24 protein-coding genes are annotated in these 21,410 nt (G+C 71.3%); 17 read left to right on the top strand and 7 right to left on the bottom strand.

All coding sequences use genetic code 11. The features are described 5' to 3' along the window. The first annotated feature begins 61 nt into the window (after positions 1-61). Both QQ657_RS54275 and QQ657_RS54270 read left to right on the top strand, forming a co-directional pair. Positions 62-1,213, top strand: a complete 1,152-nt coding sequence (locus QQ657_RS54275; RefSeq protein ID WP_284750334.1) for an FAD-dependent oxidoreductase — start codon at positions 62-64, stop codon at positions 1,211-1,213. Further along, a complete protein-coding gene (locus tag QQ657_RS54270) occupies positions 1,210-1,830 on the top strand; it encodes a DUF3159 domain-containing protein (RefSeq protein ID WP_284750333.1) in 621 nt (206 codons plus the stop codon). Before QQ657_RS54275 ends, QQ657_RS54270 begins: the two co-directional genes overlap by 4 nt. Positions 1,831-1,838: 8 nt before the next feature. Here QQ657_RS54270 and QQ657_RS54265 read toward each other — a convergent pair whose 3' ends face one another. Next, on the bottom strand, positions 1,839-2,585 hold the full coding sequence (locus tag QQ657_RS54265; protein WP_284750332.1) for an SDR family NAD(P)-dependent oxidoreductase: 747 nt from the start codon (positions 2,583-2,585) through the stop codon (positions 1,839-1,841). Positions 2,586-2,671: 86 nt separating this feature from the next. Between QQ657_RS54265 and QQ657_RS54260 the strand changes: the two genes are divergently transcribed. Then, positions 2,672-3,511 (top strand): helix-turn-helix transcriptional regulator, encoded by an 840-nt coding sequence (locus tag QQ657_RS54260; RefSeq protein ID WP_284750331.1) that lies wholly within the window; start codon positions 2,672-2,674, stop codon positions 3,509-3,511. A 9-nt stretch (positions 3,512-3,520) separates the two neighbouring features. Here the strand turns inward: QQ657_RS54260 and QQ657_RS54255 are convergent, their stop codons facing one another. Then, positions 3,521-4,327, bottom strand: a complete 807-nt coding sequence (locus tag QQ657_RS54255) for an alpha/beta fold hydrolase (RefSeq protein ID WP_284750330.1) — start codon at positions 4,325-4,327, stop codon at positions 3,521-3,523. A 173-nt stretch (positions 4,328-4,500) separates the two neighbouring features. On the opposite strand from QQ657_RS54255, the gene QQ657_RS54250 reads away from it, so the two are divergent. Then, entirely contained in the window at positions 4,501-4,800 is a 300-nt protein-coding gene (locus QQ657_RS54250; RefSeq protein ID WP_284750329.1) for a hypothetical protein, read from the top strand. 183 nt (positions 4,801-4,983) lie between these two features. Continuing rightward, on the top strand, positions 4,984-7,104 hold the full coding sequence (locus QQ657_RS54245; RefSeq protein ID WP_284750328.1) for a DUF6351 family protein: 2,121 nt from the start codon (positions 4,984-4,986) through the stop codon (positions 7,102-7,104). 9 nt (positions 7,105-7,113) lie between these two features. Here QQ657_RS54245 and QQ657_RS54240 read toward each other — a convergent pair whose 3' ends face one another. Next, positions 7,114-8,034, bottom strand: coding sequence for a MurR/RpiR family transcriptional regulator (locus QQ657_RS54240; RefSeq protein WP_284750327.1), 921 nt, complete (start codon positions 8,032-8,034; stop codon positions 7,114-7,116). 71 nt (positions 8,035-8,105) lie between these two features. Between QQ657_RS54240 and QQ657_RS54235 the strand changes: the two genes are divergently transcribed. The 9 genes from QQ657_RS54235 (at position 8,106) to QQ657_RS54195 (ending at position 16,198) form a co-directional block, all read left to right on the top strand. Beyond that, positions 8,106-9,002 (top strand): transporter substrate-binding domain-containing protein, encoded by an 897-nt coding sequence (locus QQ657_RS54235; protein WP_284750326.1) that lies wholly within the window; start codon positions 8,106-8,108, stop codon positions 9,000-9,002. 2 nt (positions 9,003-9,004) lie between these two features. Then, on the top strand, positions 9,005-9,850 hold the full coding sequence (locus tag QQ657_RS54230; protein WP_284750325.1) for an amino acid ABC transporter permease: 846 nt from the start codon (positions 9,005-9,007) through the stop codon (positions 9,848-9,850). Next, positions 9,847-10,611, top strand: a complete 765-nt coding sequence (locus tag QQ657_RS54225; RefSeq protein WP_284750324.1) for an amino acid ABC transporter ATP-binding protein — start codon at positions 9,847-9,849, stop codon at positions 10,609-10,611. Before QQ657_RS54230 ends, QQ657_RS54225 begins: the two co-directional genes overlap by 4 nt. A 16-nt stretch (positions 10,612-10,627) precedes the next feature. Then, positions 10,628-11,770: an NAD(P)/FAD-dependent oxidoreductase gene (locus QQ657_RS54220; protein ID WP_284750323.1), complete on the top strand. Its 1,143-nt coding sequence runs from the start codon at positions 10,628-10,630 to the stop codon at positions 11,768-11,770. Between the two features lie 363 nt (positions 11,771-12,133). Next, positions 12,134-13,501: a sensor histidine kinase gene (locus QQ657_RS54215; RefSeq protein ID WP_284750340.1), complete on the top strand. Its 1,368-nt coding sequence runs from the start codon at positions 12,134-12,136 to the stop codon at positions 13,499-13,501. A gap of 76 nt (positions 13,502-13,577) precedes the next feature. Further along, positions 13,578-13,997: a roadblock/LC7 domain-containing protein gene (locus QQ657_RS54210; RefSeq protein WP_284750322.1), complete on the top strand. Its 420-nt coding sequence runs from the start codon at positions 13,578-13,580 to the stop codon at positions 13,995-13,997. Beyond that, a complete protein-coding gene (locus QQ657_RS54205; RefSeq protein ID WP_284750321.1) occupies positions 13,994-14,353 on the top strand; it encodes a DUF742 domain-containing protein in 360 nt (119 codons plus the stop codon). The genes QQ657_RS54210 and QQ657_RS54205 overlap by 4 nt, the downstream gene beginning before the upstream one ends. Further along, positions 14,334-14,942 carry a GTP-binding protein gene (locus QQ657_RS54200; protein WP_284750320.1) on the top strand — a complete coding sequence of 203 codons (609 nt, stop codon included), beginning with the start codon at positions 14,334-14,336 and terminating at the stop codon, positions 14,940-14,942. Before QQ657_RS54205 ends, QQ657_RS54200 begins: the two co-directional genes overlap by 20 nt. Further along, the gene (locus QQ657_RS54195; protein WP_284750319.1) at positions 14,939-16,198 is read left to right on the top strand and encodes a cytochrome P450; all 1,260 of its coding nucleotides are present in this window, start codon (positions 14,939-14,941) and stop codon (positions 16,196-16,198) included. Before QQ657_RS54200 ends, QQ657_RS54195 begins: the two co-directional genes overlap by 4 nt. Positions 16,199-16,243: 45 nt before the next feature. Here the strand turns inward: QQ657_RS54195 and QQ657_RS54190 are convergent, their stop codons facing one another. From QQ657_RS54190 to QQ657_RS54180, 3 genes are read right to left on the bottom strand one after another with little or no spacing between them, the layout of a single operon-like run. Continuing rightward, entirely contained in the window at positions 16,244-17,458 is a 1,215-nt protein-coding gene (locus QQ657_RS54190; RefSeq protein ID WP_284750318.1) for a cytochrome P450, read from the bottom strand. 33 nt (positions 17,459-17,491) lie between these two features. Next, on the bottom strand, positions 17,492-17,950 hold the full coding sequence (locus QQ657_RS54185) for a GlcG/HbpS family heme-binding protein (RefSeq protein WP_284750317.1): 459 nt from the start codon (positions 17,948-17,950) through the stop codon (positions 17,492-17,494). Then, a complete protein-coding gene (locus tag QQ657_RS54180; RefSeq protein ID WP_284750316.1) occupies positions 17,947-18,690 on the bottom strand; it encodes an SDR family oxidoreductase in 744 nt (247 codons plus the stop codon). Before QQ657_RS54180 ends, QQ657_RS54185 begins: the two co-directional genes overlap by 4 nt. A gap of 88 nt (positions 18,691-18,778) precedes the next feature. Between QQ657_RS54180 and QQ657_RS54175 the strand changes: the two genes are divergently transcribed. Next, positions 18,779-19,159: a winged helix-turn-helix transcriptional regulator gene (locus tag QQ657_RS54175; RefSeq protein WP_284750315.1), complete on the top strand. Its 381-nt coding sequence runs from the start codon at positions 18,779-18,781 to the stop codon at positions 19,157-19,159. A gap of 52 nt (positions 19,160-19,211) precedes the next feature. On the opposite strand, the gene QQ657_RS54170 is transcribed toward QQ657_RS54175, so the two are convergent. Further along, complete coding sequence (locus tag QQ657_RS54170) at positions 19,212-19,766, bottom strand: CGNR zinc finger domain-containing protein (RefSeq protein ID WP_284750314.1); 555 nt, start codon at positions 19,764-19,766, stop codon at positions 19,212-19,214. Between the two features lie 146 nt (positions 19,767-19,912). Here QQ657_RS54170 and QQ657_RS54165 point away from each other — a divergent pair, with 146 nt between their 5' ends. Both QQ657_RS54165 and QQ657_RS54160 read left to right on the top strand, forming a co-directional pair. Continuing rightward, complete coding sequence (locus QQ657_RS54165; RefSeq protein WP_284750313.1) at positions 19,913-20,602, top strand: AzlC family ABC transporter permease; 690 nt, start codon at positions 19,913-19,915, stop codon at positions 20,600-20,602. Beyond that, positions 20,599-20,919: an AzlD domain-containing protein gene (locus tag QQ657_RS54160; RefSeq protein WP_284750312.1), complete on the top strand. Its 321-nt coding sequence runs from the start codon at positions 20,599-20,601 to the stop codon at positions 20,917-20,919. Before QQ657_RS54165 ends, QQ657_RS54160 begins: the two co-directional genes overlap by 4 nt. Positions 20,920-21,410: the final 491 nt, after the last annotated feature.

The raw sequence follows: 21,410 nt of genomic DNA, 5'->3' as shown, positions 1-21,410 counted from the left end.
CGTTCTTCATCGCCTGGTGGAGTTTTCCCGGAACTCGCCGTACGGTGTTCTTCATCAGGTGATGAAGAATGGGGATGAGGGCATGCGGGTGGTCGTGGTCGGAGCCGGCTTGGGCGGGTTGACGCTCGCGCACGGGTTGCGCCGGGAGGGGATCGACGTCGTGGTGTACGAGCGGGACGCCGCGTCGGGGCGTCCGCAGGGGGTGAGCCTGCACGTCGACGAGCGCGGCGCGTCGGCGCTGCGGGCGTGCCTGCCGCCGGCGCACGTCGCGATGGTGGAGGCCACCGCGGGGGGACCGCGCGAGCGGACCCTGACACTGTCCGATGTGGACGGAGAACTCGCCGTCACGGGCGCTCAGCCTGCCGACGGCACGGCGGGCCGGGCGCGGCCGGGCCGGCAGGTCCACCGGCCGCTGCTGAAAGAGGTGCTGCTGACGGGCCTGGACGACGTGGTCCGGTTCGGCGCCGAGTTCACGCGGTTCGAGCAGCGCGCCGACGGCACGGTCGGAGTGTGGTTCGCCGACGGCCGGGCGGACACCGCCGACGTGCTGGTCGGTGCGGACGGCATCGGGTCGGCGGTGCGCCGCCGGTACCTGCCCGAGGCGCGGGTGGTGGACACGGGACGCCGGATGATCATGGGCGCGACCCCGCTGCGTGCCGTGCTCGGAACCGGTCTGCCCGGCCTGATCGGCGACAGCCCCGCCGCCGCGCACGTGCGGGGCACGATGCTGGCGTTGGGCGTGCTGCGGTTCACCGAACCGCCCGTGCTCGCGCGGCAGCGGTGGCTGCCTGCCCTGCGCCACAGTGCGGTCGCCGAACTCGAGGACTACGTGATGTGGGCCTTGCCCGTCACGCGGGAGCGGCTCGGTTCGGCCTCGGTCTGGCGCCGGGCCGGGGAACTGGCCGCGGACCTGCCTCCGGCCCTCCGGCTGGTCGTCGCCGAGGCGTGGCCGGAGGTCACGGTCGCGCTGCGCATCGGGACGATCCCGCCGATCCCGGCCTGGCCCGCGAGTCCGGTGACCGTCCTCGGCGACGCCGTCCACCTGGCCCCGGGGTTCGGCGGCAACCTGGCGATGCGGGACGCGCACCACCTCGGCGAGGCACTGGCCGGGGCGTACCGCGGCCGGGTCGGCTTGCTCGACGCGATCGGCGCCTACGAGGACACGATGCGCCGTGGCAGCTTCCCGGCTGTCGTTGTGAAGGCGGGCAAATGAGCCTCGGCATGCTGACGCAGAGGTCACTGTCGATGTTCGACGCGGTGGGCGGGTGGCGCACCGTCGCCGAAGGCGTCGCGTCGCGGGTGCTGTTCCTCGTCGCGTACCTGGTGACCGGGCAGGTGCTGCCGTCCGCGCTGGTCGCGGTCGGTGGTGTGGCCGTGCTGGCCGTGGTGCGGCTGTGCACCGGCGGCAAGGTCTGGCAGCCGGCGATCGGGGTGATCGTGGTCGGGGCGTCGGCGTTGCTGGCCGGGAGCACCGGGCACGCGGTCGACTTCTACCTCTCCGCCGTCCTGCTGCAGGCGGGCGGCGGTGTGCTGTTCCTGGTGTCGCTGCTGGTGCGCCGGCCGCTCATCGGGGTGGTGCTGGGCACGGTGCGCGGCGAAGGCTCCGCTTGGCGCCGCGACCGCCGGCAGCGGCGGCGCTATTCCCTGTGCACGGCGGTGTTCCTGGCGAAGTTCGCCATCGCCACCGCCGTGCTGGTGCCGCTGTACTCGGCCGGGCTGGTGCTGCCGCTCGGTATCGCCGCCACGGTGCTGGGCGGTGCGCCCGCGGCCGGCGGTTGCGTTTACCTGTGCTGGCGGATCCTGCGCGAAGACCCGCAGAGCGACCGGTAGCGCGGGGCTCAGACCGCGGTGCCCCCGGTGACGGGCAGCACGACGCCCGTCACGAAGGACGCGCGGTCGCTCAGCAGCCAGGCCGCCGCCTCCGCGATCTCCGCGGGATCGGCGGCGCGGCCCAGCGGGGTGTTCGCGACGATCCGGTCGATCACCCCGGGGTCGTGCCGGTTCCAGTCGTCGACCATCTCGGTGAGCGTCAGGCCCGGGGCGATCGCGTTGACCCGGATCCCCGCCGGGGCGTAGGTGACGGCCGCGGACTCGGTGATGCTGTTCACCGCGCGCTTGGCGGCTCCGTAGGCGGGGAGCGCCGGGTTGCCGATCAGGCTGCCCACGCTGCTCGTGTTGACGATCGCCCCACCGCCGGTCATGGCTTTCACCTCCGCGGACACCGCGTAGAAGACGCCCTTGAGGTTCACCCGCAGCACGAGGTCGAAGTCGTCCTCGGGGAAGTCCGCGATCGGGTGCGGGGGCACTCCGACGCCGGCGTTGTTGAACGCGACGTCGAGCCGTCCGTGGCGGTCGAGGACCGTCGCCACGGCCCGCTCGATGCTCGCGGTGTCACCCAGGTCGGTGACGACGTAGGACGAGCCGGGGATCTCGTCGGCGAGGTCCTTCAGCGCGGCTTCGGTGCGGGCGGCGAGCACGATGGTCGCGCCCTCGCGGGCGAACAGGCGGGCCGCCGCGGCCCCGATGCCGCGGCTGGCCCCGGTGACCAGCGCGATCTTGTCGGTCAGCATTCCGGTGTGGGTCATGATCCCCACCGTGCGCCCGCGTCGCGGCCGCAGGCAGGCCCTGGCGATACCTGGCAGGCCCGCCGCGCCGGGGTGACACTCGAAGCATGGACAAGCACGAGCTCGGCCGGTACCTGCGATCGCACCGCGAGAAGCTGACGCCGGAGACGGTCGGGCTGCCGGCCGCCGGGCCGCGCCGGACGCCGGGCCTGCGCCGCGAGGAGGTGGCGCAGCTGGCGCACATCTCCACGCAGTACTACACGCGGCTGGAGCAGGCCCGTGGCCCGCACCCGTCGCGGCACGTGCTGGCCGCCCTCGGCCGGGCGCTGCGCCTCAACGACGCCGAGCGCGCCCACCTCTACACCCTCGGTGGCCAGCAGGCCGAGCCGCCGGGCCCGTCGGCCGACGTCCCGGACCGCGTCCTCGACCTGATCGAGCGCCTGCCGCACACCGCGGCCGTCGTGCTCGACGCCAGGTACGACGTCCTGGCCTGGAACCCGCTCGCCGCGGCGCTGCTGGAGGACTTCTCGGCCCGGCCGCGCCGGGAGCGCAACATGATCCGCCGCTACTTCCTGGACCCCGACCCCGCGCGCCGTCACTACGGCATCACCGACGCCGACGGAGCGTTCGCCCGCTTCGCCGCCGGTCACCTGCGCGCGGCGGTCGCGCGGTATCCCGACGACCACGCCACGAAGGAGCTGGTCCGCGAACTCCTGGACAACAGCCCCGAATTCGCGGCGTTGTGGCCCGACCCGGAGGTCTCCGACCACCGCCGGCTGGCCAAGACGATCGCGCACCCGCAGCTGGGCCCGATCACCCTCGACTGCGACATCCTGCTGGTGCCGGAGCGCGACCAGCACGTGGTGCTGTTCACCGCCGAACCCGGCACCCCCGCCCACGAGCAGCTCCAGCTGCTCGCGGTCATCGGCACGCAGCAGCTGACCTGACCCCCCGGCTCAGCGATCCGCGTGGTCGAGGGCGGCGACCTCGTGGACGGCGCCGGCGACGGCCCGGAAGTCCTTGCGCAGGATCGCGCCGTGGTTGCTCGCCACCTTCGCGCTCACCTCGATGCGCGGGTTGCGGGCGGTCACCGCGTCGAGGCTGGTGCGGATCCGTTCCTGCTCGTCGCCCCGGCTGCCCAGCGACGTGCCCGACGCGACCACGTACCGCGTCGGGACGGTGATCCGGTCCAGCACCGGGCCCAGCTCGCGCTCGCGGGAGATCACGCCGACCTCGATGTTGCTCTCGGCCTGCTGCGCGGCGGTCATCCGCGGGGCGAGGCCGGTGGGGCGCAGCAGCGGCAGGAACCAGCCCATCCGCTTGAACAGCTTGCGGATCCGCTGCTCCATGGCCTCGTCGAGCCAGTCGTACGGGAACGCGCCGTCGACCAGGACCGCACCCACCGCCCGGGCCGGGTTCCGGCTGGCCCAGTGCGCCCCGACGAACGCCCCGTAGGACCAGCCCACCAGCAGCGGCCGGTCCACGCCCCGCGCCGCGAGCACGGCGTCGACGTCCCGGACGGCGGCTTCGAAGGAGTAGTCGGCCGAACGCTTCGACTTGCCGCGAGCGCGTTCGTCGTAGGTGATGTGCCGGAAGCCGGGGCCGAGTTCGGCGATGACCCGCTTCCAGTAGCCCTGCGTGGCGAACTGGCCGTTGAGGTAGACGACCGGGACGCCGGGGCCGCCGGTGTCGGTGACGGCGAGTGCGGTGTCGTCGACCGGCAGCAGGCCGGTCCAGGTCGAGGAAGTGCTGTTCGTTGTCATGCCGCCGAGTTTCGCCGTCCCGCCTGACACCACCCTGACGCTGCTCTGACACGGCCGGAACGCGGAGGATTGGCCACCCAGGCCGTCGCCGCTCGTGGGCGTAAGCGTCAGGTAAGGATCATCGGCGACGTGAGGTGGGACACTCGGAGGGCAACCGAAACCGGGAGGAACCCATGTCCCACAACCATTCTTGGCGGACGATGGTCACGAAACCGACCGGGATCCGCCCGCTCCACTGGGGACTGATCGTCGGCTACGCGCTGATCGTCGCCGGTGGTGCCAAGGTCTTTTCGCTGCTCGGGTCCGGGATGATGACGGGTTTCGCGCTGGTGGGCGCGTGGCTGATGCTCATGCTGGGCCTGGCCTACGCGGGAGTCCGCCTCCGTCCGTCCACCGGTGGGGCGCTGTTCGCCGGATTCGGGTTCGGGGTCCTGCTGGTCGTCTTCTTCGCCGGAATGCAGATGGTCCGCTGAATATGTGGACACGACCGGGCGTTCGACGGCGGCGGTGAGAAGACCCGGGCGGGCCCGGAACCGGATGTTGTTCCCGCCGGGCCGCAGGTGCTATACCGGCACCTGCGCGGTGTCGCGAGGACGCGATGCCACAAGCGAGCGGAGTGGCTGGTGGCAAACCGTACTTTGCGCTCATCTGTCGTCGTGGCGGCCCTGACCGCGCCCGTCCTCTTGCTGGGGACCGCGAGCGCGGTGGCCGCTCCCGGTGCTTCACCAGGGCGGCAGCTGACGATCGAGACGGTGTCGAACCCGCGGCCCGCGCTCGTCAGCGGGGGACAGGTCCTGGTCAAGGTCGTCCCGCCGGAGCGGACGCGGGTCACCGTCAGCACCAACGGCCACGACGTCACCTCGAACTTCCGCGCCCAGCCGGACGGCAGCCTGCTCGGCCTGGTGACCGGCCTGCGCGACGGCGCCAACGACCTGAGCGCCCGGGCGAGCGGGCGCGGCCCGGACCGGCGGGCGAACCTGCGCGTCACCAACCACCCGATCACCGGGCCCGTCTTCTCCGGCTCGCAGCAGCGCCCGTTCTACTGCGAGACCCAGGCGTTCGGCCTGCCCGCCGCGTCGCAGCCGCTCTGCAGCGCGCCGACCCAGGTGAGCTACCAGTACAAGACCACCGCCGGGGCGTTCGCGCCGCTGGCGGACCCGGCGACCCGGCCCGCGGACCTCGCGACGGCCACGGTCGACGGACACCCGGTGCCGTACGTGGTGCGCGTCGAGCGCGGCACGATCGACCGGGCCGTCTACGAGCTGGCGGCGCTCTACGACGGCGCGCCGTCGCCGGTCACGCCGGACAAGAGCTGGAACGGGAAGCTCGTCTACACCTTCGGCGGCGGCTGCAACGCGGGCTACCACCAGGGCAACGCGACCGGCGGGGTCGTCAACGACCTGTTCCTGACCCAGGGCTACGCCGTCGCGTCGTCGAGCCTGAACGTGCTCGACAACAACTGCAGCCCGATCATCTCGGCCGAAGCGGCGATGATGGTCAAGGAACACTTCGTCGAGACCTACGGCCCGGTCGCGCACACCATCGGCTGGGGTGGCTCGGGCGGGGCGATCCAGCAGTACGACATCGCCGAGAACTACCCCGGCATCGTCGACGGCATCATCCCCGGCGTCTCGTTCCCGGACCCGCTGAGCGTGGGCGGCCCGGTGTCGGACTGCCGCCTGCTCGACCGGTACTTCGCCGGGCCGGGCGCGTCGTTCACCGCGGCGCAGAAGCAAGCCGTCGCGGGCTTCGCAAGCTACGACACCTGCGTCTCGTGGGACCAGACCTTCGCCAGCCGCGCCACCGCGACCGACAGCTGCAACGCGGCCATCCCGGTCGCCGCGCGGTGGGATCCGGTCACCAACCCGCGCGGGGTGAAGTGCAACTCGAACGAGCAGCTGGCCAACCAGATCGGCCGGGACCCGAAGACCGGGTTCGTGCGCAGCCCGCTGGACACCACCGGCGTGCAGTACGGCCTGGCCGCGCTGAAGGCCGGGACGATCACCGCGGCGCAGTTCGCCGACCTCAACGCCGCCATCGGCGGCCTCGACTACACCGGAAAGCCCGCGCCGCAGCGGATCGCGGCCGACCCGAAGGCGCTGAACGCGGTGTACGCCGACGGGCTCGTGAACTCGGCGTCGCAGGGCTTGCGGGAAACGCCGATCATCGACCAGCGGACCGATCTGGACCTCGCCGGGTTCGGCAACGACATCCACACCACCGAGTGGTCTTACGTGATGCGGCAACGGCTTCTGCGGGCGAACGGCACCGCGGCGAACCAGGTCATCATCGAAAACCACCCGACCGCGGGCGAAGCCGCTGCCGCCAGCATCTACGAGCTCGACGCGATGGACCGCTGGCTGACCGCGATCGACGCCGACGGATCACACCGGAGCCTCCAGCAGAAGGTGCTGGCGAACCGGCCGGCCGATCTCGGCGACGGCTGTTACCTCTCCGCCGCGTCGCGGGTCACCGAGAAGCTGACGTACCCGGCGAGCGGCCAGTGCGGCGCGCAGTACCCGGTGGCGGCCAACACCCGGATGGTCGCGGGGGAGAGCCTGGCCCTCGATGTGCTGAAGTGCCGGCTGAAGCCGCTGGACTTCCGCGACTACCCGGTCGCTTTCACCGCCGCGGACCGGAAGCGGCTGCGGGCGGCGTTCCCCGACGGCGTCTGCGACTACAGCCGTCCGGGCGTGGGGCAGCGCGCCCCGATCGGGGCCTGGCTGAGCTACGGCGACGAACGGACGGGCACCACCCCGCCGACGAAGCTGCGGTGACGCTCGACCTCAGCTCCCGTCGGTTCCGTTGCCCGGCAAGGAGAACTTCGCCGCGATCGACGGGGTCAGCGGCACATCGAGGCTCCCTTCGACGAGTTCCGTCCGCAGCCGGTTCGTGGCCTTCCAGCCGTCCAGGGCGCGGGCCGGGTCGGCGGCCGACACCGCCAGGAGCAGCGCGTCCACGAGGAGGAGCTGGCACACCAGGCCGCTGGGCAGCGAGTTCTCCGTCGACGGCGTCACGAGCACCGTGTCCACCCGGTCCGCGAAGTGGCTGGCCAGCATCTCGGTGATCAGCACGACCGGGCAGCCGATCCGGAGGGCCTCGCTGATCGCCACGTCGTGTTCGCGCACGTGGCGCAGCGGTGCCACCAGCACCAGCGCGGAGTCCGGCCGCAGCTGGCCGAGCTCGTCGGCGAAGTTGTAGCCGGTCAGGCCGGTCACCGTCGCGATCCGGCCGATGCGGCGCAGTCCCAGTGCCAGCGAATCGGCCACCGGCAGCGCCGATCCGTAGCCGACGACCAGCGTGTTCGCCGCCGCGGCGAGGGTGGCGGCCGCCACTTCGAACGTCTCCGAGGGGACCGACCGGGGGAGGGCCCGGACGAGCTCGGCCGCGTCCAGGCTGATCTTGGCCAGCAGCTGGCCGCCGTCGTCGGACCGGGTCAGGTGGTCGGCGAGGGTCTGTTCCGGGTCGCGGACCGGGTTGAGCACCGCCGCGGCCGCGCGGCGCAGTTCGCCGAGGCCGCCGAAGCCCAGCTGCTTGACCGTCCGGATGACCGTCGCGTCGCTGACCTCCGCGCGCCGCGCGATCTCCTGCGCCGAGAAGACCGACGCTTCGGCGGGGTGGCGGGCGAAGAAGTCGACCACCCGGAGCCCGCCGGCGCTCAGCTGGTCACGGACCTGGGCGATGCGTTTCGTGAGCGTGGGTTCCATCTAGTCCCCACTAGACATTCTCGATTTCATGAAGTACACACTACATCACCCTGATGGGCGGAGGTAGTGACATGCCACGGACACGCCGGTTGCTCGCGGCGATACTGGTCCCGATCCTGACTTCGACCGGCTGCGGGCTCGGCTCGGCGGGCGCCGCCGACCCCGCACTGGTCACCCGGCCCCACGGCCGCTGCGACCCGGCGATGACCGCGGCCCTCCCCGCGCCCGTCCGCGGACGCGGCGCGTTCCAGGTCGCGATGGTGCCGGACACGCCGCCGATGGCCTACTACGCCGAGGACGACGCGACGATCGTCGGCTTCGACCGCGACCTGAGCCAGGCCATCGCCGACGTCTTCTGCGTCGGCACCGACCCGGTCCCCACCAACATCGACGCGGTCGTGCCCGGGCTCGCCGCCGGACGCTACGACCTGGTGCTCGCCTCGCTCAGCCCGACCGACGAGCGGCGGAAGAAAGCCGACTTCGTCACCTACTACAACGGCGGACAGGGCTTCCTCGCGAGCCACCGCACGAACTTCGCGGTGAACACCTACGCCGACCTGTGCGGCCGCGAGGTCGGCGTCGTGGTCGGGTCGGTCCAGCAAGGACAGCTGGACCAGGCAGGCGACACCTGCGCCGAGGCCGGGCGGCCCGCTTGGCGGGTCAGCTTGTTCCCCAACGGCAACGCCGCGGTGCTCGCCCTGCGCAGCAGCCGCATCGACGTCCTGTACTTCTCCATCTCGCTGACGCAGTACGTCGCGAGCCGGTCGCCGGACCTGTTCCGGCTGGCCGGGCGGTACAAGCGGGCGATCGTGGCGCTGGGGCTCAAGCGGGACTCGCCGCTGACCGGCGCCGTCCACGAAGCCGTGCGCCGCCTGATGGCCGACGGCACCTACCGCGCGATCCTGGCCAAGTGGGGCCTCCAGGAGAACCACCTCGACACGACGGAGATCCTGAAAGGACGGTCCTGAGCATGGTTTCCCTCGACCGCGGCACGGAAACGCGGCTCCCGGCCCGCATCCTCGGCCGCAAGAAGTACGGCACGTGGATCGCCGGCGCGGTCGCCGCGGTCCTCGTCGCGCTCGTCCTCACCTCCGCCTTCACGAACGAGAACTTCTCCTGGCCGGCGTTCGGGCACTACCTCTTCAGCCCATCGCTCCTGCTCGGGCTGGGGCACACCGTCGAACTGGCGGTGATCTCGATGGCGCTGTCGATCGTCCTCGGGGTCGTCCTGGCGATGATGCGCCAGTCCGCGAACAAGGTGCTGACGACGGCGGCGGGCGCGTACGTCTGGGTCTTCCGCGCGACTCCGCTGCTCGTGCTGCTGCTCCTGCTCTACAACCTGGCCGCGCTGTATCCCCAGCTTTCCCTCGGGAACCTGGTCTCGGTGGACACGAACACCGTCATCACGGTGGCCGGAGCCGCGATCATCGGGCTCACCCTGCACGAATCGGCGTACTGCGCGGAGATCTTCCGCGCCGGGCTGATCTCCGTGGGGCGTGGTCAGCGCGAAGCGGCCGAGGCGCTGGGGATGCCGGGAATGCTGGCCCTGCGCCGCATCGTGCTGCCGCAGGCCATGCGGGCGATCGTCCCGCCGTTGACCAACCAGTTCGTCAACGTGGTCAAGACGACGTCGATCGTCAGCGTCATCGCGATGCCGGAACTCCTCTACAGCGCCCAGATCATCTACGCGCGGACCTACGAGACGATCCCGCTGCTCCTGGTCGTGACGTTCTGGTACCTCGTCATCACCGCTCTGCTCACCGTTGCCCAGCGACGCATCGAACGGCACTTCAACCGCGGGGAGGCTGGCCTGTGACCACGTCGGCGATCGAGATCCGGAGCGTGCACAAGCGGTACGGCGCCCTGCACGTCCTGCGCGAGGTCGACCTGGTCGTCCGGCCGGGCGAGGTCGTCTGCCTGATCGGTCCTTCGGGATCCGGGAAGAGCACGTTGCTGCGGTGCATCAACAACCTGGAGAAGATCCAGGCGGGCTCGATCCTCGTGGACGGCGGCCTGGTCGGCTACCGGTGGGCCGGCGACGACCTGCAGGAGACGACGCCACGCCAAGCCCGTCGCGCCCGCCGGGACATCGGGATGGTGTTCCAGCAGTTCAACCTGTTCTCCCACTTCACGGTGCTGCAGAACCTGATCGAAGCGCCGGTCCGCGTCCTCGGCGTGCCGCGGCGCGAGGCCGTCGAGCGCGCCGACGGGCTGCTCGCGAAAGTCGGGCTGTCCGACAAGCGCGAGAGCTACCCGGCGCAGCTGTCCGGCGGGCAGCAGCAGCGCGTCGCGATCGCACGAGCCCTGTGCATGAAACCGAAGCTCATGCTGTTCGACGAACCCACCAGCGCGCTGGACCCCGAACTGGTCGGCGAGGTCCTCGACGTCCTGCGCGACCTGGCCGCGGACGACATGACGATGGTCATCGTCACGCACGAAATGGGGTTCGCCCGCCAGGTCGCCGACACGATCGTCTTCATGGACCAGGGCCGGATCGTCGAACGGGGGCCGGCGAGCCAGGTCCTCGACGCCCCGCGTGAGGACCGCACCCGCCGTTTCCTCGAGCGGGTCCGCTGAAAGGGAGGAATCGCACGTGCAATCCGTCGAGTACGCCGTCATCGGGGGTGGTGTCGCAGGCACTGCCACCGCGTGGAACCTCGCCCGTCGCGGCGCGGAAACCGTTGTGCTGGAAGCGGACGAGCTCGCGTCCGGCGCGTCGGGCGGCCCCGGTCGCCGGGGCGTCCGGGCCGGGGGCCGGGACCTGCGGGAACTGCCGCTGGCGCGGCGCGCGATGGAGCTCTGGCCGGAGCTGGATTCGCTGCTCGGGGCGCCGACGGGCTATCGGCGCAACGGCCTGCTGAGCGTCTACGACGTCGAGGTCGCCGGGGTTTCGGGCTGGCAGAGCCTGCCCGCCCGGGCGCAAGCGCAGCAGGCGGCCGGGATCCCGTGTTCGATCGTCGACCGCGAACAGCTGGACGCAATGCAGCCGGGCCTCGCCGCCGACATCCGGGTCGCGCTCTTCACCCCCGAAGACGGCACGGGCGACCACCCGGCGACGACGAGGGCGTTCGCCAAGGCCGCCGCCGAACTGGGCGCGCGCGTCCTCGAGCACACGGCGGTGACCGGGCTGGTCCCGCACCCCGACGGCTCGGTCACGCTGCGCCTGGCCGAGGGCGACGAGCTGCGCGTCACGCGCGGGGTGGTCCTCGCGGCCAACCGCGCGGTGCCGCGGCTGCTCGCGGACTCGTTCGGCCTGAGCCTGCCGGTGTGGGAGAAGGCCACGCAGGTCACGTTCGTCGCGCCACCACCGGGTTTCGCCCTGAACCACCAGGTCGGGCACACCCGGCGCTCGCTGTCGGTGAAGCTGACCGACGAGGGCCGGGTGATGCTGTCCGGCGGTCGGCCGGGCGGCTGGGACGCGGCGAGCGGAGTGGGCACGCCCGATCCGGCGGTCCTGCGAGCCACCCTGGCCGACGTGGCCGCGACGATCCCGGCACTGGCCGGCGCCGAGGTGCTGGCGGTCGACAACAGCCGCGCCGACACGAGCACCATCGACCTGATCCCGGTGGTCGACAAGGTGCCCGGCCACGGCGCGGTGTTCGCCGGAACGGGCTGGAGCGGCCACGGCTTCGCACTGGCCCCGGCGGTCGGCGAGGCGCTGGCGAGCTGGGCCCTCGACGGAGAGCGCCCGGAAGCGCTGCGGCCGTTCACTTTCGAGCGGCTGGGGGTGGGGTAGGAGAGTGCCCTGAGTCCTTCAGGTCGCCGGGCGCGGCCTTTCCGGCGCAAATGGCGATGGGTGCCGTGCTCGGCCAGCCGCCCGGTCGTGGCCGAAACAATTCCACAAAGGACAGTCAATCGGTCGCCGACCTGCGATGAATCGTGGGTTGGTCCTTCCGGTCGCATGAGTGGTAATCCGGATTTTATCCGCCCGGCAACCCGGCCAGGATGACCGTTCGCCGCACTTCGAAACCGAGTCGTGATCTCTGTTGGCAAACCGAGTAGTGTTCGGGCTCCAATCGGACTCGAGGAAGTGGAGCGGATGTCGGAACGACCGCCCGCACAGCGCCGGGAAGAACGCGAGTCAGCCGGCCGGGCTGTAATCGGGGTGCTCGTCACCGCTGTCGTCGTCGGCGCGATCTGGACCGGGGTCTCCCTGTCGATTTCCGGTGGTCAGGGGATTCTCGTCGCCGTGGCCGGCGCGGTCACCGGGATCGTCGCCTGCGTCGCCGTGTTCTTCGCGCTGCGCCGGGGTGACCAGGTCGCGAACGCGACCGCGCGGACCGAAGCCGCCCTCGACGAGGCCCGGCGTGCCCGTGAATCCGTCCAGTTCGGCGGTCACGAACTGGCGCGGCTGCTCGACGAGACTGTCCCCGACGCGGTGCGGCGGCTGCGGGGTGGCGCGCCCGCGGACAGCGTGCTCGCCGAAGTTCCGCGCCCCGCCGATGACCAGCACCAGCGTGTCCTGCGGCTGCTGGTCGACGAGATCGCCGTCGGCGAACGTCGCCGGGCCGCCGCGACCGCTGCCTGCGCGAACGCCGCGGGCCGGTTGCAGGCGCTGGCGACCAGCACGCTCGGGGACCTGCGGGAAATGGAAAACCGGTCGTCCGACGCGATGCTCGGGGATCTCCTGAAAGTGGACCACAGCACGGCGCAGGCGGGGCGGCTGGCCGACAGCATCGCCGTGCTCACCGGCGCGCGGTCGGGCCGGCGGTGGACGAAACCGATCCGGATGGAAAGCATCCTGCGCGGGGCACTCGGCCGGATCGGCGCTTATCAGCGGGTCCGGGTGCATTCCGCGAGCGGGGTCGCGGTCGTCGGCTACGCCGCGGAAGACGTCATGCACGCACTTGCCGAACTGATGGACAATGCCACCAAATTCTCGGCACCGTCGGAAGAAGTGCACGTTTATGTCGAAGATCTGCACAATGGGGCAGTCATCACCATCGAAGACGGCGGCCTCGGGATGAAGGCGCAGGCCCTCGTCCGCGCCGAGCGCGCGGTGTCCCTCGACCGGCCACTCGACCTGACGTCGATGTCGGGGACGCGGCTGGGGCTCGCGGTCGTGGGCAGCCTGGCGCGCAAGCACCAGCTGCACGTGTTCTTCCGGCCCTCTTCGCGCGGCGGGATCGGCGTGGTCATGCGCATCCCGACGCAGCTGATCACGCAGCCCCGGCCGGAAGCCCTGCCGGAGGCGGACGAGCCGGCCGCCACCGTCGTGTGGCCCGGGCCCGCCGACACGAGCCACGAAGTCGCCGGCGACCTGTCCGAGCCGTCCGAACTGCCGAAACGCTCGCGCGGGCAGACGCTGACCGCCGCGTCGCGCCGGCCCCCTTCGCCCACGCCGAGCCCCGCCCGGGCCGAGCGTGACTCCGGTTCCCGGTTCGGGGCCTTCCAGCAGCGCCGCAGCGGCGGTGCCACGCCGTCGCGCCACGCCGCTTCCCCGCCGGACACCGGCGAAGACGCGTGACCCGTCGCTCTCACCCGTACACCCGCACACCGCCAGATGGGAGCAGGGGGACCCGCCTCGCCGGGCCCCGGATTCGATGACTGATTCGGACAAGAGCCTCGAATGGCTCCTCGAGAACCTCGTCGGCAACACCGCCGGCGCCTGTCACGCCCTCGTGCTGTCCCGGGACGGCCTAAAGCTCTGCCACACCCAGGGGCTCACCGTCGACCGCGCCGACCAGCTGGCCGCGATCGCCGCCGGCGTCCAGGCGCTGGCGCACGGCGCGTCGGTCGAGTTCGGCGACGGCACCGGCGGCGTGCGGAACTCGATGACCGAGTTCCACGGCGGGATCCTCTTCATCGTGGAAGCCGGTGTCGGCTCGCACCTGGCCGTGATCGCCACGGAAGACGCCGACGTCGGCCTGATCGGGCACAACATGGACGAGCTGGTGGAGCAGATCGGCTCGATCTTCACCGCCCCGCCGCGCTTCTCGGCGGCCGACAACCCGGCTTCGTGACGCGCTCGGCGCTCGACGGGGAAGACCCGGACCGGCTCTACACGGTCACGGGCGGGCGCAGCAGCGCGGACGACATCGACCTCGATCTGGTCACCTTGATCGTGAGGGAGTCGGAGCCGTCCGCGGGCATGCAGTCCGAGCACGTCCGGATTCTCGGGATCACCGCGAAGCCGACGTCCGTCGTGGAGCTGTCGGCCGAGCTGGCGCTCCCGGTGAGTGTGACCAAGATTCTGCTCGCGGACCTGCTGGCCACGGGCAAGGTGTCCGCCCGACATCCGTCGTCGGCCCAGGCCGCCGGACGGACCTCCGACTCGGAATTCCTCAAGAAGGTGCTCGTTGGACTCCGCAATCTCTGAAACAGACGAACGGCTCCCGCTCGCCGACACCGCGTCCGACGGACTGAAGATCGTCATCGTCGGCGGCTTCGGCGTCGGGAAGACGACCATGGTCCGGTCGGTCAGCGAGATCCGGCCGCTGAGCACCGAAGAAACCATGACCCAGGCCGGGGTCGGCGTCGACAGCACCCGCGGGGTGCACGCCAAGACGACGACCACGGTGGCGTTCGACTTCGGCCGGATCAGCCTCGACGACCAGCTGATCCTCTACCTGTTCGGCGCCCCGGGGCAGGAACGGTTCTGGTTCCTCTGGGACAGCCTCTTCGCCGGCACCCTCGGCGCCGTCGTCCTGGTGGACGCGCGGCGGCTGGCCGACTCGTGGTACGCGATCGACCGGCTCGAACACCACGGGACGCCGTTCATCGTGGCACGCAACAACTTCGGCCCGCCGAAGCACAGCCTCGACGACGTCCGCGCCGCGCTCGACCTGTCCGACGAGGTGCCGCTCGTCGACTGCGACGCCCGCGACCGGGACTCGGCCAAGCAGGTGCTGATCTCGCTCGTCGACCACCTCTACACCCTGTCCAAAGTCCGGGAGGGCGCATCGTGACCGGTTTCCAGACCAGTACCCCGGCGGAGACGATCCCCGCCGCGGACCGGGTCCGGTTGTACGGACCCGAGTTCCAGAAGGATCCCGCCGCGCTGTACGCCCGGATCCGGCGGCAGTACGGCGGGGTCGTCCCGGTCCTGCTCGACGGCGACATCCCCGCGTGGCTGCTGACCGGCTACCGCGAGATCCACCAGGTGTGCCAGGACTCGCAGCTGTTCGCCCGCGACAGCCGCCGGTGGAACCAGTGGGACAACGTCCCCGGCGACTGGCCGCTGCTGCCCTACGTCATGCACAACCCGTCGGTGATGTTCACCGAGGCCGCCGAACACCGGCGCCGGGCGGGCGCGATCGGCGACGCGCTGTCCGCGGTCGACCAGTTCGACCTCAGCGCGCACTGCGAACGCATCGCGGACCGGCTGATCGACGCCTTCGCGGGCACCGGCGAAGCCGACCTGATCGCCCAGTTCGCCCAGCAGGCGCCGCTGCTCGCGCTCGCGAAGATGTACGGCATGCCCGACTCGGAGGCGCCCGCGCTGGTGCGGGACGTGGCCCTGTCGCTGGACGTCGGCCCCGAAGCGCTGCCCGCGTACGGGCGGGTGCAGGAGGCGATGGCGCGGCTGGTCGCGGTGAAGCACGAGCGGCCGGGCGCGGACGTGCCGACGGCCATGATGCAGGACCCGGCGAACCTGACCGACGACGAGGTCGTCCAGGACCTGCTCGTGGTGACCGCCGCGGCGCAGCAGCCGACGGCGAACTGGATCGGCAACACCATCCGGCTGATGCTGACCGACAGCCGGTTCGCGATGACGCTCTCAGGTGGCCGGGGCAGTGTCGGCCAAGCCCTCAATGAGGTGCTGTGGCACGACACGCCCACGCAGAACTTCATCGGGCGCTTCGCGAGCCGCGACACCGTGCTCAGCGGAGTCCGTGTGCGGCAAGGGGATCTGGTGGTGCTCGGGCTGGCGGCCGGGAACGCCGACCCGCACGCCCGGCCCGACGCGGCGGCGGGCGCCCTGGGCAACCACGCGCACATGTCGTTCGGCCACGGCGAGCACGGTTGTCCTTACCCCGCACCGGAAGTGGCCGAGGTCATCGCCCGCACGACCGTCGAAGTCCTGCTGGATCGCCTTCCGGACCTCGAGCTCGCGGTCCCGGCCGGGGAACTGGTGTGGCGGCCGTCGGTGTGGATGCGGGGGCTGGAGAGCCTGCCGGTCCACTTCACCCCGGTCCACGTGGCCGGACCGGCGGTGTGGTGACCGTCGTCCGAGCCCCGGCCGCGTGGCCGGCCGGGGCAACTCGGCCTACGCCGGGGTGAACGTCACCCGCAGTGACTCCGGTCCCCGGGTGAACACGCCTCGTTCGGCCGGGGCCGCGCCCTCGGCGAGCCGCAGGTCCGGCATCGCGTCGAGCAGCTGGTTGACGCCGACCTCGATCTCGGTCTTCGCCAGGAGCGCGCCGACGCAGAAGTGGCGGCCCAGCGCGAAGGACAGGTGACTGGCCGCCGCCGAGAACGCGGTCTCGGTCGGGAGGTCCGTGCGGAAGATGTCGAACGCACCGGGGTTCGCGAACCGGCGCGGGTCGCGGTTGGCCGCGCCGATCAGGCAGGTCACCGTGCTGCCGGCGGGGATCTTCTCGCCGCCGATCTCGATGTCTTCCGCCGGCTGCCGCATGATCATGTGCACCGGCGGGGTGTGCCGCAGGGTTTCGGCGAACGCCTTCGGCACCAGGGTGCGGTCGGCGCGCACGGCGTCGAGCTGGTCGGGGTGCGCCAGCAGATTCCGGAACAGGCTGGCGATCGCCTTGTCGGTGGTCTCGCCACCGGCGGCCAGCAGCAGGCTGCAGAAGGCTTTGATGTCTTCGTCGCTCATGCTGGTGCCGTCCACCTCGGCGGCGCAGAGCGCCGAAAGGAGGTCGTCGCCGGGGTTTTCGCGGCGGTCCCGGATGACCGGGATCATGTACGCGGCGAGTTCGTCGTGGGTCCGGAGCCCGGCCGCGGCGACGTCCTCGTCCTGGCTGAGGTTGCCGAGGAAGGCGATGATCGCGCTGTACCAGCGCTGGAACCGGGCGTGGTCGTTCTGGTCCAGCCCCAGCATGTCGACGATGACGTTGATCGGGAAGTGGCGGGCGTAGTCGGTGACGATGTCGGCCGAGCCGCGGCCGCGGAAGACGTCGATGAGCTGCGCGGAGTTCCGTTCGATCACCGGGCGGAACTTCTGCTCCAGCTCGTTGCCCCGGAAGGCGGGCGCCACCAGCGCGCGGCGGACCGCGTGCTCCCGGCCGCTCATCTGCAGGATCGTCCGGCCGTGCACGGGTTCCAGCTGCCAGCCGTAGTTGTCGGTGGTGAATGCGCTCTCCTTGAATGCGCGAGACACGTCGTCGTAGCGCGAAATGACGTAGCTCTGCATTCCTTCGTGCCAGATCACCGGCGAATGCTCGAGCATGACGTCGTACGCGGTATACGGATCGGCGGCGAACTCCGGTGACAGAATGTCCGGCGCGTGCCCTGCTGAAGTCACGAGACTCCTTTGTTCGGCGGTCGAACCACCAGGCTATCCGGAATGCTTGCGATGGCGAAAGAGTTCACCGGCCGCCCGCGAATGGCCGACCACCGCCGCGACCGCGGTCTCGACGACGGCGAGGTCCTGGTCCCCGGTACCGCCGCTCGCCCCGATCCCACCGGTGACGGACCCGTCCTCGACGATCGGCACCCCGCCCTTGCCGAGCATCACCCGCCCGCCGGTGGCCACGCTGATCGAGGCGGTGAACTGGACCCGCCCGTCGAACACCGCGGCGACCTCGGCCGACGGGCGCGCGAAGGCTGCTGCGGTGTACGCCTTGCCGATCGCCACCTCCGTCAGCGGGAACGGCGTGCCGTCCGCGCGGGCGAAGGCCACGAGCGCGCCGCCGTCGTCGACCACCGCGATCGCCATCGGCACGCCCAACCCGGCCGCTTCCGCGCGGGCCGCTTGCACCAGCGCGAGGGCGATTTCGACGCTCACTCCGGTCATGACGCGCTCCTCGTCAGGCCGCCGTCGACGTAGGTGGTCGTGCCCGTCAGGTACGAGGCCCGGGGCGACGCCAGGAACGCGGCGACGTCCGCGAACTCCCGCACGGTTCCCCAGCGCCGTAAGGGAATCTCCTCGGTGAGGTGCGGCGGCACTCCGTCCGGGTACACCTCGTCCCGGCGAGGTGTCGCGATCCGGCCAGGGGCCAGGATGTTGACGGTAATGCCGTCCGGTCCCAGCTCGGTGGCGAGGGTCTTCAGGTACCCGTGGATCCCGGGGCGGACCGCGTTGGAGGCGGCCATTCGCGGGGTGGGCTCCCGGACTCCGTTCGTCGTGATGGCCAGGATCCGCCCGCTCGAACTCCGGCGCAGATGCGGGACGCCGGCTTGGACGAGCCGGACGAGCGGGAGCAGCACCATCTCGGCGGCTTCGACCACGTGCGCGGGCGTCAAGCCGAGTGCGCTGCTCGGGGGCGGCCCGCCGCTGTTCCACAGCACGATGTCGAGACCGCCGAACCGCTCCACGGTTTCCGCGACGACGCGCGCGGGCTCGTCCGGCAGGCTCAGGTCCGCCGGGACCGCGTGCGCCCCGATCCGCTCGGCGTGTCCGGCCAGCACGTCCTCGCGCCGGGCGGTCATGACGACGTCGGCGCCTTCGGACGCCAGGACCTCGGCGATGCCCAGGCCCATTCCGGATGACGAGCCGCTGACCAGGGCGGTCTTGCCTTTCAGTTCGAGATTCATGGGGATTCTCCTTCGGCCCGGTCCCTCATTCGGGCGAAGGTATCTTCGAGATGCCGGTATCTTCAACGAAACCAAGAGGGGGCAGCCGATGGGTGCCGCTCACGACCTGCTCGCCACCCGGTGCCCGAGCCGGGATGTGCTCAACCGGGTCGGTGCGCGCTGGGTGCCGACCGTGCTCAACGCCCTGGATGCGGGTTCGATGCGGTTCACCGAGCTCAAGAAGGTCGTCGAGGGCGTGACCGCGAAGGCGCTGACCGAGACGCTGCGTGCCCTGGAGTACGACGGGATCATCGACCGGGTCGAGACTCCCTCGGTGACACCTCCGAGGGTGGACTACTCGCTCACCCCGCTCGGGAGGTCATTGTTCGAGGCGCTCAACCCGGTGCGGGAATGGGCCGAGCGGCACGTCGGCGATATCGCCGAGGCACGTCGCCGGTACGAGCTGAACTCGCAGGCAGAGGCCCATTGACCTAATTGCCCGTTGACGCTTTCAACTGGTCTCGCTCGGCACCGGTGAGGACCTAATCCGTGCGGCCCGCGGCCTGGCGGGCCCGGTAGGCGCGCATCTTGTGCCGGGCGCCGCAGACCGATGTCTCGCACCAGCGGCTCACCGCGTTGGGGGAGCGGTCGTAGAAGGCCCACAGGCAGTCTTCCGCCGCGCAGGTCTTCAGGCGGCGTAGAGAACCGTCGAGGCTGGTCGTGACCACCGCCGCGAGCACCCGGGTGATCGCCGTGTCCAGGGGGGTGGTGGCGTCGCCGATGAATTCCGCGGCCGGTGGTCCGGCCCGCAAGAGGGGACGGGTGCCGGTCCGGGCCAGTTCGCCGTTGAGCACGCTCACCGCGCCCGGCACGCCCTCGGCGCTGCCCAGCAATTGCCGCAGCGCCTCCCGGAACCTGCGCATCCGGATCAGGTCGGCCTCCGCCGGCCGGGCCGGGCACGGCAGTCCTTCGGACTCCGCCCACGCCACCAGGCCGGTCGGGGTGCTCAGGTCGTCCCGGTGCTCCAGGAGCTCGCGGGTGTTGACCAAGGTCTGCACCACGGCGAGCGGGGCTGGTGCTGCGGGACGAGGAACCATCCCTTCATGTTACCAGCATGTTCCGTCGTTGGTTACCGCCATGGGTCATCTACCTGCGGATATGGCGAACGATCACGCACATCGGTTACCAACACTCGGCTGTGCTGGTAACATCAGTGGTGTCGACGTCCGAGGAGGTGAGCATCGTGACCGAAACCGAAACCACCGCCGAACCCCGTTCGCCGGGCCGGGTCGTGCGCCCGGTGCTGCCGGTGGCCGCGGCCGACCTGGCCGACGGCATGGCGTTCGGTGCGCTCGCGGCCTCGGTCGGGATGGGTGTGCTGGCGCCGGTCGCCATGTCGCTGCTGGTGTTCTCCGGCAGCGCCCAGTACGGCGCGGTCGCCGTCATCGGCCAGCACGGCTCGGTCTGGGCCGTCATCGGCGCGGCCGCCGCGCTCAACGCCCGCTACCTGTTGATGGGCACCACGATCGCCCCCGCGCTGACCGGGTCCGCCTGGTCGCGGGCGGGGACGGCGCTGCTGATCACCGACGGGTCCTGGGCGATCGCCCACCGCGGCGAAGGGCGCTACGACCTGCGAACCCTGCGGGTCGCCGGCGCGCTGTGCCTGTGCGGCTGGACCGCGGGGACCGCGCTGGGTGCCCTCCTCGGCGACGCCATCGGCGACCCGGGACGGCTGGGGCTCGACGCCGCCTACCCGGTGTTCTTCCTCGGCCTGCTGCGCTCGCACCTGAAGACCGCGCGCGCCTGGGGCCTGGCGGTCCTCGGCGTCGTCACCGCGGGTGCGCTGGTCGCCTGGGCGCCCCCGGGGATCCCGGTGCTGGTGGCCGGAGCCGCCGGTGCCGTGGCCGGAACGGCGTTGGGGGTGCGGCGATGAGCTACCAGTGGATCATCGTGCTGGCGCTCGGCGCCACCGCGCTCACGTTGCGCGTGGTGGTACCGCTGGCGGCGGGTGGGCGCGAACTGCCCACCTGGCTGCGCACCGCGCTGACCTGCGCGACCCCGGCCCTCATCGCCGGTCTGGTGGTCACGCTGCTGTGGCCCGCCTCGGGTGAGGTCTCCTCGACGCGGACCCTCACCGCACTGGCGGGGGTCGGCGTCGGGGTCGCCCTGCTGGCCGGCAAGCGGTCCATCCTGACCGCGATGATCGGCGCCGCGGTCGTGAGTGCCTTGCTGCGACTGGTGTTCGCCTGAGCCCGCGCGCCCGGGGACGAGATCGAAGAACGGCTGATCGAAAACTGCACAACGGAGAATCTCGGAAGCCGGGAAGGCGCTCCCTCTGCGGGGAAGCCGAACCGGACGACGCTGGTCTCTTGGAGTGAGGAAATTGTCGAACCGGCCACGATGGGTGAAAAGGAATGCGTTCTTCCTGCCTGATGGTGGCAGTTTGCCCGATCATCGCGCGGTGGTACCCGCAGCGGGTCACCGGTCGAGGCCGGTTCGCCCGAGAAGGGCGTGGCCGAGAGCACGAGCGAAAGGACGAGAGGGCATCCGGAGCCGCGAGCGTGCCGAGGATGCCGATCGGGGGAACGTCGTCGTGAAGGGTGTCGTGCCGGCCGCGAATGGCCGGCCGCTAGGGCCTGTATCGAAGTCGGTTAGAGCCATTCGTTGATCGCGGCGATCTGGACAGTGGCCTCGTACCGAACCGCGAGTTTGTCGTATCGGGTGGCCACCCCACGGTGGCG

Origin of the sequence: Amycolatopsis ponsaeliensis, assembly GCF_030182635.1 — a bacterium.
Taxonomy (GTDB): Bacteria; Actinomycetota; Actinomycetes; order Mycobacteriales; family Pseudonocardiaceae; genus Amycolatopsis; species Amycolatopsis ponsaeliensis.
Note: the sequence above shows the minus strand (reverse complement) of the source record. Positions and strands in the feature narration are given on the sequence as shown.